The organism is Rhodococcus tibetensis, assembly GCF_024438035.1.
Lineage (GTDB): Bacteria > Actinomycetota > Actinomycetes > Mycobacteriales > Mycobacteriaceae > Rhodococcus_F > Rhodococcus_F tibetensis.
On the sequence record NZ_JANFQF010000008.1, the window covers coordinates 242,376 to 252,213 of the forward strand.

The following is a 9,838-nucleotide window of genomic DNA, read 5'->3' on the forward strand; positions in this document are numbered from 1 at the left end:
GTAACGCCCGAAGCCTGGGCCTCGCGCGGTATCGTCGAGGACGACCCGTACGACATGCTGTGGTAGGGGGTGCGACATCGCCAGCGACTCGATCCGCAATATCGCTCTGGTGGGACATCAGGGTAACGGCAAGACGAGCCTCGCGGAGGCAATGCTGTTTCGTGCTGGTGTCGTCACCCGTCCGGGGCGCGTCGAGAACGGCAACACCGTGCTCGACACCCAACCGGAAGAGCATGACCGTACCCAGTCGCTGACTCTCGGACTGGCGTCGTTCGAGTGGGCCGATTGCCGGATCAACCTCCTCGATGCGCCCGGCTACGCCGATTTCATCGGTGATGCGATGACGGCGCTGCATGTCGCCGACGTGGCCGTATTCGTCGTCGACGGGGTCAGCGGTCTGCAGGTCAACGACGAATTGCTCTGGCAGGCGGCGGCGGAACGTTCGATTCCCCGGATCGTGTTCATCAACAAGATGGACAAGGAGAGGGCATCGTTCGATCAGACGCTGGCAGGACTCCGAGACCATTTCGGCGCCGGGGTGGAACCGCTCGATCTGCCGGTCGGTGAGGCGTCGGAGTTCACGGGCGTCGCGGATCTTCTCAGCGAGCACGTCATTCTCTACGACACCGGCTCCGCAACCACCAGCGACGAACTCCCCGCGGACATCGCCGACCGCGAGCACGAGCAGCACGAACACCTCGTGGAAGACGTCGTCGAGATCGAGGACGATCTGCTGGCCCGATACCTCGACGGTGATGCCATCAGTGTTCCCGAACTCGAGCACGCACTGCGTCGGGGATTCGCCGGCGGATCCCTGTGGCCGGTGCTGTGCGGTTCGGCGACCGAGGCGATCGCGATCGACCGGCTGCTGGACTTCTTGTGTCACATCGCGCCGGCGCCTTCGGAGGTGCCCGGTGTCGAGGTCCGGGACGGCAGTAGAGCCCGCTCAGTGGTGTGTGATCCGTCCGGTGATCCCCTGGCGTTCGTCTTCAAGACGCAGACCGACGAATACGTGGGGCAGGTCGCGTTGATGAAGGTCCTCTCCGGCACCTTGCACGCCGATGATGTGCTCGTCGACCAGAGATCCGGAACCAAGGAGCGCCTTCACAATCTTCTCCGAGTGCTGGGCAGCAAGCACACCCCGATCGACACCGCAGTCGCCGGCGACATCGTGGGGGCGATCAAGCTCACCGACGTCACTACCGGCGACACCCTCGCGCCGATCGGGTCTTCGCTCATGGTCGCACCGGTCGAACACAAGCGCCCGGTCTACGGAATCGCTGTCGCTGCCGACAGTGCGGGCGACGAAGACAAGTTGTCGACGGCCCTGGCCGAGCTGGTGGGCGATGATCCGACTCTGGAAGTGGTCCGCGACAGTGAAACCCATCAGACCGTGCTCCGGGGGGCGGGCGACGTCCATGTCCAGGTTGCTCTGACCCGCCTGCAGCGGCGATATGGCATCACAGTCCGCACCGAACCCGTGAAGATCGCCTACCGGGAAACCCTGCTGGCCCCGGTCGAGACGGAAGGCAGGCACAAGAAACAGAGCGGCGGTCACGGGCAGTTCGGTGTCGCGACGGTCCGCTTCGAACCCCTCCCCCGCGACGGTGGCTACGAGTTCGTCGATGCCACCCGGGGAGGCGTCATTCCCAAGTCACTCATCCCGGCGGTGGGCAAGGGTGTCGCCGAGTCGATGGAACGCGGAGGCAGCCACGGGTTTCCGCTCGTCGACCTGAGGGCGACGGTTCTGGACGGCAAGCACCATTCGGTCGACTCGGATGATTTCAGCTTTCGGATGGCCGGGGCGCTCGCCCTTCGCGCCGCCATCGACAAGGTGGGTACCCTGATCCTCGAACCTGTCGACCACGTGGAAGTCACCGTGCCGTCCTCCCTCCAGGGTGATGTGATGGCAGACCTCGGGCGACGGCGCGGCCAGATCGAGGGCACCGAACCCGCGGGTGACGGAGAAGTCACGGTGCTTGCCTCGGTTCCCACGAGCGAGGTCGTCGACTACCCTGTCGCGTTGCGGTCGATGACCCACGGACGCGGCCGACTCGCGCTGTCCTTCGAGCGCTATCAGGAGCGCCCCGACCCTCGGTAGCGCCGCCGCCTGAGCGATCGGCATCGGCGGTGAGGAAGACTCCGGCCAGGAAGGCACACGTTCCCACGGCGATGACGCCGTCGAGAACGGACGTGGGATTCACACACCGGACCGATGCTGTGGTCTATCAGAACCCGGTGCCGGCCTCCGCGGCGCGGTCCTTGACCTCGCCGCCGATGAGTAGACCTGCTTTCGATACAGCACCGTTCAAGTGATTTCCGGGCAGCATTCCGTAGCCCGACCGACGCACCGAACAGTGAGCCGCTGACCCACTCGGCGTCCGGCGAACTGTGAATTCAGCTATCCGCCATCATCGGACGACCGGAACTCGAACCGGCTGTTCCGGGAAGAGGACGGGACTGAGGTCGCGGAGGAGGACGTTCACCGGCGGCTCGCCGTCGATGGCCGCGTCGCTGTTGATGAGGAGGACGATCGTGGCGTCGAGGCCTGGGTGGTAGACGGCGTAGGACATGTATCCGGGGACGGCGCCGTTGTGCCCGATCCAACCGGAGTTCTCCTCGAGGCCGAAGGTGTAGTGCCAGTTGTCGTCGTTGTCGCCGAGCGGCAGCCACCGGAGTCGTTCGGACTGCAGTTCGGGAGTCAGTAGGGCGCCGCGGCCGACGAGACGGATCCACTGGGTGAGATCGGCTGCGGTGGAAATCATCTGACCGGCGGAGTACGCCTGGGTGGGACTCCACGACGTGGAATCGGTGACGTCGTGCGCTGGATCGAGCGAGGTGTAGCCGAATATGTGGTCCTCCGGGAAGCTCCCGTCGACGGGCCACACCGTGTGGTCGAGGCCGTAGGGCCGGAGGATCTTTTCGGTCAGCACGTCACCGAACGGGGCGCCTGCAACCTTCTCGACAACGAGACCGAGGAGCACGGTGTTCGCGTTCGAGTAGTCCGAGTCCGTGCCTGGCGGAAACTGCGCGCCGAGAGAATAGGACGCCTCCAGCAACTCCGCTGGCGTCCACACGCGCATCGGATCCTGGAAGAACGTGTTCCGGAAATCGGGATTGGCGAGGTATTCGGACAGGCCGGCGGTCATTGTACCGAGCATCCGGAGCGTGATGCGGTCGCCATCGGGCACACCGCCGACGTAATGCGACACCGGGTCGTCGAGCCCGACCTTGCCCTCCTGGACCAGTTGCAGGATCAGTGTCGTGGTGAAGGTCTTGGTGATGCTGCCGATTCGATGTTGCAGCTGCGCGGACATCGGCGTGTCCGGTGAGGTCGCCGACCGGCCCGCCGTATGGGTCCAGACGCCGTCCGGGGTGCTCACCTCGACGACGACGCCCGGAGCGTGTCCGTCGGCGACGAAGCGATCGAGCATCGTGCTCGCCGAGGAGACAGCTTGCTGCGAGAGTCCGGCGGTGCTGTCGCCATCTTCGCTACCGGCGCTCTGTGCGCAACCGGTCGCCGTGCTGAGGACCACGGCGAGGACCATTCCGAGAACGCGCAGCAGCGCCGGGCTCGGTCGCCGCGTGCGGAAATCGGGTAGTGCCCTGTCGCCCATACCTCGCAACGGTATTCGAGGTGCGTCCGTCGCGGGCCCGTTCCCGCACTCGACACCGCCGGAGATGGGGCCGTTCACTGTGTCAGGGTCAAGCCTCGCTCTCAGGGCGCGTCGAACCACTCGCAGATGCGGCTGCGGGACGTGGAGGTGCTGTCATATCTACTGTGATGGGGCGAGTCCCACCGATGAGTTTGTCCGCTTCGCGGAGTCCAATCATCATCACCATTATCACGAGTGCAGGAGGAACCGAGTGGAACAGCTGCTGAGAGTCCAGAACTTCACCGTCTCGCGGGACGGGTTCGGCGCCGGTGAGAACCAGAGCTTCGAGAGACCGTTCGGCCACGCCGACCCTGGTGAGATGTTCGCCTGGGCCGGCGCCACGGCGAGCTGGCCCATGCGGACCGACCCCGGTGGGAGCCGCGGACTCGACGACTACTTCACGCGGGATTTCGCCCGAAATATCGGCGCCGAGATCATGGGCCGCAACAAGTTCGGACCCCAACGGGGGCCGTGGGAGGACCACAGCTGGCGCGGCTGGTGGGGCGACGAACCGCCGTTCCATACCCCGGTATTCGTGATGACTCATCACGAGCGTCCGTCATTCGCCCTCTCAGACACCACATTCCACTTCGTCGGTGGTGACCCTGCCACGGTTCTCGAGCAGGCGCGTGACGCCGCGGGCGGCAAGGACGTCCGACTCGGCGGCGGGGCTACCACCATCCGGCAGTTCCTCGACGCCGACCTCGTCGACACCATGCATGTGGTGGTCTCGCCGGTGCAACTCGGGTCCGGAGTGCGACTGTGGGAGTCCCCCGATGAGCTGCTCGACCGGTTTCATCTCGAGGTTGTGCCGAGCCCCAGCGGTGTAGCCCATCACCTGTTCTGGCGCAGGTGATCACTCTGCCCGACTCACCTGCGGGGAACCGGCGCCTGCCGGTTCCGTCGCAGGGCCGAATCGGAGCCGCGCAGCGAGTTCGGCGCGACTGCGAACTCCCGTCTTCGCATAGACGGATTTCAGGTGATCCTGCACGGTATTGGCAGTGATGGCACGGCGCTGCGCAATGTCGGATGTGGCGTATCCCGCCACGACGTCGCTGCAGATTTCGCGTTCTCGTGCGGTCAACCCATAGGCGGCGAGCAGCAGACCGGTGAGGTCGCTGCCACCGGCCGATTCGAAAGTGACCACCGTCTGCGGTTCGTCGCCACCGAGCATGGCGGTTGCTCGCACCAGAATCCAGCCGCCGTGTGCGTCACGGATGCGGGCCCGGAAGATCCCGGATCTGCTGGACCGTGCACCGAATGTCGCGGCCCGTAGCACCACGGTCATCCGCCCGTGGGCGACTTCCTCGACGCGATCCCGCCAGGTTCGGGCCGCGGAGGTGAAGGAAAGGGGATCGCCCGTGGCGCTCGTCAACACCACCGCCGGCCCCTGATCGTCCGGTGGGCGGGTAGCCGGAGCGTGCACTGCCGCTGCCCGGGTCGCGGCCGCCAGCCCCGGCGCCACCAGCGCGAGGAACTCGACATCGCGGTCGGAGAAGTCCGGCCCAGATCGAACGAAGCCGGCTCCACCCCAGCACGTTCCGTCCACTCGGAAGATGACCCGAACCTCGCGTGGCAGACCGAGGGGCCGCCACACGGAACTGTGCCGGAGACTGCGCGCCACCTCGTCGACGGGAAGATCGGAGGCACGTGCGACTCCACGACCGGTGCAGGCGAGATCGGCAAATGTCGCGGGATCACTTCCGCCGTATTCCGCTTCGGCAAGCAGCGGCTCGTATTCTTGAGGAATCCGAGTGCGCCCGCTGGTCATCGAACTGATCGCGAGCGACTCCGGGTCGATCATCGCCCAACACGTCAGGTCACTGGACACCGTCTGCTCGACGAGCGCGATGGCGCGCTCGTGCACTTGCGTGACGCCGGCACCCGATGCCGCCAACGCCGCCACTTCCCGGCGGATCCTGTCCGCTCGGATCTCGAGCATGCAGCCAAGTATGCGCTGCTCACACCGTCGCGGCTATCCCAAATTTCTGGGATGGGCAGCCGATCACCCTGGTCTTACGGTCGCAGTATGTCTACCCACGTTCACATCCTCCACTCCTGTGATGGCCTACGCCTCACCATTCCCGACGCCGATATCACGGTGCTGGTACCCGGCGAGGTCACCCTCGGGGCATACGAGGTTTTCCTGGTCGAGAGTCGGCAAGGCAGACCGGGGCCACTGCATACCGAGCCGTGGCCGAAGTCCTACCACCTTCTGCGCGGCCGGATTCTCGTCCAGGCGGCCGACACCGGCTACGAACTCGCCCCGGGTGAATCCATCACCTTCCTCCCGGGAACGATGAACACCTTCACCGTTCTCAGTGAGTCGGCCGAGTTCCTCCTCGTCACGGCCGGTGCGGACATGAGCGGGTTCTTCACCGAACTCGACGCTCTCGGTCGCGCTCAGCACTCGGAGGAGGACGCCGCTCCCCTTCTCCACAAGGTCGCGAACGAGTACGGGATCACGCTGGCGAGCCAAGCTGGTGCGTCATGATCGTCATTGCTCAGATTGCCGCGCTGATCGCGGCGGCCGTTCATCTACTCGCGTTCGTGTGGGAGTCGGTGGTGTTCCTTCGGCCGTCGGTGCACGAAAAGCTGTTCCGCATCCCGACCACCGACGTACCGGCCGTCCGCCTGTGGGCATTCAACGTCGGCTTCTACAACTTGTTCCTCGGTTCCGGCGCAGTGGCCGGCGTGGTTCTCTGGTGGGCGGGTTCGGACACCGCGGGCCGCACCCTCGTGGTCTACACCTGCATCTTCATGTTCCTGGTAGGAATCGCTCTAGCCGTCTCGGACCGCATGGCCCTAAGCCGCCCACGAGGGTCGGGAATCGCCGGAGCTATGTCCCAGAGCACACCTCCGCTGGTGGCGTTGATCGCCCTGTCGATCGGATGAGTGCGAGGGACCACGAACCTGCGGCTCGGATTGCCAGTAAGTTCTCAGACTCCGAACCCGCCCGGACGCCTCCCCGGGCGGCACCATGGAGTGATGTCACAGATGACCGTGCTCGCCCTCGGTGGCACCGGCGAATCCCATCCCGACGACCACCGCACCGAAGTGTCAGGCCTCCTGCGGGAGGTCACCGACAAGCTCGACGATCGTTTTGTGGCCCGCTGGGTCGGCTACCCGGCGTCGTACGGGCCGGTCGCGGCAGGCGGCCTGAGCTACAAACAGAGCACCGAGATGGGTGTCCGCGCCTTACTCGACCGCCTGAAGGAGACCCCAGCCCCAATCATCCAAGCAGGTCAAGCAGGGCGGGTGACGCTCCGAATGTGTTGCGAACGCCCATCCCGCGGCTGACTCCCAGAGAGGTTGACCGTCGACCCCGTCCGACAGGAGAATCAGGGTTCGTTCCCTGACAGTGTGTGAGTGGCAGGAAGCCCTGACATTCGCAGAGGTGCGAGGGGGTCGAGAAGTGATTCGACATAGTCGACGACTCACGTCGATCCGGCGAATCGGTGGCCCTACACCGCCTTGTGCCTGAAGGAGCGGTGAACTTACTTCTCTGGCCTCGTTGTGAAAAGCGCATTCCGCCGGCCGGGTTCGATGACCAAATTCCTGACGAAGAGCCCAAAGTCGAAGTCCTCCTCGTCGCCCCATGTCGCCTCACTTCGAGGCATCACACCGGCGGGCTCGGGGTTGTACTCCCATGTCCGCTTGAAATCGTGTGCCGTGACGGATACGGTCGACTGGCCAGTTTTGCTCCTCTCCCAGGTCACGTGCAACGTGTCCACTAGATAGTCGTGGCCTCGAACCCAGAGTCGAAGTTGCATATTCTCCCGGTAGAGGACGACCAAATCACTACCCCAGTAGGAGAATTCGCCCTTGACCGGACGGTCGTCTCCCGCCGTGAGGACTTGCAACGATCCCTCGGCGGGGTCGAAATCGGGGGTTACTGCGTAGCGATCGAACTCTCGCACTTTCATCTGCCCAGTCCTAAATCTCGGCCGCCAGTGTTCTTGGCACCGTCGGCTATCTGCTCCCAGGTCTTGTCTCTTGCCCGCAGCCACTCGACTGTGGGGCCAAGAGGATCACGGTACCGATCCACGTTGCGACCATAATTCACGGAGGCGTGTTCACGAGATTTCGCCGACCGGCGGCCTGCCCAACGTGGCCGACGCCGATGATCATCGGCGTCCCCACGCACATCCCGGCGGCTACGAGACAGATTCTTGCCCAATCTGATTGGGTGTGGCTCCACGCGTAGCCGAACAAAGCGACGGCGCCGAGATACACCGCTAACCCGCATACTCCTGCGAGTAACACCACTGTCCGCCGATACCGAACATCATTGTTTTTCACAGGTTCATTTCCGTCCATCGGCGTCCGGGTTATATGACGGATAGTCCTGTATCCCGCGCCGAGGACGGCGCGGGGGGTCGCCGGTGTCGAGGCCGCCGCTGATAAACGTCGCAACCCAATAGACGAAGCACTTTCCGAGCCACTTAACGTATTTCCAGAACACAACGCATCCCTACCCAAACATCGAATTCCATGCATTGCCGATGGAATGACCGACCGCCCCGACCCCGTCATCAATGCTGCCCTTGACTCCGTCCGGAAGCTTGCCGTAGGCCCACCGGGTCCCGTAGTACGCGCCCATCCCGACCCCAGCAGCCACCAGGGCCGGAGCGATGCCCGTACCCAGGACCGCGGCAGTGCCGATCGCTGCGGCGGCACCGACTGTGCCTGCGGAAATGGCCTCACCCGGGGCGACACCACTGCGGATATCCATATACATGCCTGCCGGGGCGGCAGCAGCCGGTGCGAGTTTGCCGATCCGTGCCGCATTCTCTAGAACCGTCAGGCTCTTGTTCGTGAGTGCGGAGTTGCCATCTAATAGCCCCGCTATTGCGAATGCCTCCGCTTGTGTAATTCCGAACTTGGCGCCTTGGGAGACGATCTGTCCTGTAACGAACTTCGGGGCGGCATGTTCCGCGGTCTGGAGCATCTTCTCGGTGACGTCTTCGATCTGTCCGGTCCGAAAGTTGTAGGCGGTGCCGTCATCGCGGATGAGCACCTGATCACCGCGGGCGTTTGTGCTGATCAGCAGGTCGGGTTGTTGCGCTGGTTCCCATTGTTCGGTGACGGGGTTCCAGCGGGTGCCCATCTCGCTGTTTTCGTCGAAGAGGTCGAGAGGCCGTCCCTCGGCGTCGAGGTCGATCAGATCTCCTTGAGGTGTCATGACGGTCTGGGTGCCGTCCGGGTCGGTGGCGGTGGTGTAGTTGGTGCCGTTCTCGGCGAGTGCTCCTGAATGCACCTGCGATGTGGATTGATCGGGGTTGGTGATAGTGGTGCCGTACGAACCGTCGTCGTTGGCCGCCCACGTCGCCGTGGATGTCGTTCCGTCTTCGTTGGCAACGGCCGTAGACCCTTCGGTGTTGACCACGTTCGCTGTCGAGACCGCGTTCGGGTCATCCCCGTAGACCGGGCTCCCGATGGTCCAGGTGTCGGTGTATGAGGCGTCCTCGGTGACGCTGGAGTTGTTGTAGGAAGCAGCACCCCAACTGTCGTCGGCCCACACCTGAGTGGCGCCCTGGCCGTCGTCGTAGGTGCGGATATCGCTCCACGTGTTGTCGGCACGCTGGACGGTGGTATCGACCGTCTCTGCGCCGGTGTAGGTATGTGTCGCCGTTTGTCCGCCTGGTAGCTCTTCGGTCCAGGTATCGCCCACTTGCCGGTTCGTCACATCGATTCCGCCGATTGCCTTATCGTCCGGGTCGGCGAGGATGGGGTAGGCGGTGTGGGCGTCGGCGTGCACCTGTTGGATGAGTTGCCGGTCGCGGACCGCGTAGCGGGTGGGGACCGGATGGCTGTTCGCGTCGTACGCCCAGGGCGCGGCCATCTGTGAGACTTCGTTGCCGGTGGCGTCGAGGATCGATGCGGTGTCGTCCTGATTGATCCGGATGGATCCGTCTGGTGGCACGTCGGGGGTCTCGATCACGGCCTCGTGGAGCGAGGTGGGATCGTTGATCAGGAACGCCGTCCGGTCTCCGCCGTGGCCGTTCGGGATCACCACCCGTTCCGTGCCGCCGGGGGCGTACCGCACGAGTGGGGCGACCGCCCGATCCCTGCGGAGGTAAAGGCTGCCGCGCCGATCAGCAACAGTTCGAGGAGCCGATCCCGTCCGCTCTCGGCAGTGACGGTCTTGCCGGTCTCGTTGAGATCACCTGATGTGGTCG

8 protein-coding genes and 1 pseudogene are annotated in these 9,838 nt (G+C 64.5%); 5 read left to right on the top strand and 4 right to left on the bottom strand.

What is annotated here, in order from left to right; genetic code table 11:
* The first annotated feature begins 109 nt into the window (after positions 1-109).
* Entirely contained in the window at positions 110-2,101 is a 1,992-nt protein-coding gene (locus NOF53_RS12405) for an elongation factor G (RefSeq protein WP_374212605.1), read from the top strand.
* Positions 2,102-2,411: 310 nt separating this feature from the next.
* On the opposite strand, the gene NOF53_RS12410 is transcribed toward NOF53_RS12405, so the two are convergent.
* Entirely contained in the window at positions 2,412-3,617 is a 1,206-nt protein-coding gene (locus NOF53_RS12410; RefSeq protein WP_255968592.1) for a serine hydrolase domain-containing protein, read from the bottom strand.
* 250 nt (positions 3,618-3,867) lie between these two features.
* Between NOF53_RS12410 and NOF53_RS12415 the strand changes: the two genes are divergently transcribed.
* Positions 3,868-4,512: a dihydrofolate reductase family protein gene (locus NOF53_RS12415; RefSeq protein WP_255968594.1), complete on the top strand. Its 645-nt coding sequence runs from the start codon at positions 3,868-3,870 to the stop codon at positions 4,510-4,512.
* Here NOF53_RS12415 and NOF53_RS12420 read toward each other — a convergent pair whose 3' ends face one another.
* On the bottom strand, positions 4,513-5,598 hold the full coding sequence (locus NOF53_RS12420) for a helix-turn-helix transcriptional regulator (RefSeq protein ID WP_255968596.1): 1,086 nt from the start codon (positions 5,596-5,598) through the stop codon (positions 4,513-4,515). It lies immediately after the preceding gene.
* Between the two features lie 87 nt (positions 5,599-5,685).
* On the opposite strand from NOF53_RS12420, the gene NOF53_RS12425 reads away from it, so the two are divergent.
* From NOF53_RS12425 to NOF53_RS12435, 3 genes and pseudogenes are all read left to right on the top strand, one after another.
* Positions 5,686-6,150 carry a cupin domain-containing protein gene (locus NOF53_RS12425; protein WP_255968598.1) on the top strand — a complete coding sequence of 155 codons (465 nt, stop codon included), beginning with the start codon at positions 5,686-5,688 and terminating at the stop codon, positions 6,148-6,150.
* Positions 6,147-6,551 (top strand): DUF1304 domain-containing protein, encoded by a 405-nt coding sequence (locus NOF53_RS12430; protein WP_255968600.1) that lies wholly within the window; start codon positions 6,147-6,149, stop codon positions 6,549-6,551. The genes NOF53_RS12425 and NOF53_RS12430 overlap by 4 nt, the downstream gene beginning before the upstream one ends.
* Before the next feature lie 93 nt (positions 6,552-6,644).
* Positions 6,645-6,923, top strand: a pseudogene (locus NOF53_RS12435) (PE-PPE domain-containing protein); the annotation flags it as partial.
* Positions 6,924-7,153: 230 nt separating this feature from the next.
* Here the strand turns inward: NOF53_RS12435 and NOF53_RS12440 are convergent.
* Together NOF53_RS12440 and NOF53_RS12445 are read right to left on the bottom strand one after the other, a co-directional pair.
* Positions 7,154-7,582 carry a hypothetical protein gene (locus tag NOF53_RS12440; RefSeq protein ID WP_255968602.1) on the bottom strand — a complete coding sequence of 143 codons (429 nt, stop codon included), beginning with the start codon at positions 7,580-7,582 and terminating at the stop codon, positions 7,154-7,156.
* Between the two features lie 548 nt (positions 7,583-8,130).
* A complete protein-coding gene (locus NOF53_RS12445; RefSeq protein ID WP_255968604.1) occupies positions 8,131-9,705 on the bottom strand; it encodes a hypothetical protein in 1,575 nt (524 codons plus the stop codon).
* Positions 9,706-9,838: the final 133 nt, after the last annotated feature.

What these genes read in the sequence shown, in the direction of transcription:
- NOF53_RS12425 (WP_255968598.1), top strand. Translation starts at nt 5,686, where the DNA reads ATGTCTACCCACGTTCACATCCTCCACTCCTGTGATGGCCTACGCCTC.
- NOF53_RS12420 (WP_255968596.1), bottom strand. Translation starts at nt 5,598, where the DNA reads ATGCTCGAGATCCGAGCGGACAGGATCCGCCGGGAAGTGGCGGCGTTG.
- NOF53_RS12410 (WP_255968592.1), bottom strand. Translation starts at nt 3,617, where the DNA reads ATGGGCGACAGGGCACTACCCGATTTCCGCACGCGGCGACCGAGCCCG.
- NOF53_RS12430 (WP_255968600.1), top strand. Translation starts at nt 6,147, where the DNA reads ATGATCGTCATTGCTCAGATTGCCGCGCTGATCGCGGCGGCCGTTCAT.
- NOF53_RS12440 (WP_255968602.1), bottom strand. Translation starts at nt 7,582, where the DNA reads ATGAAAGTGCGAGAGTTCGATCGCTACGCAGTAACCCCCGATTTCGAC.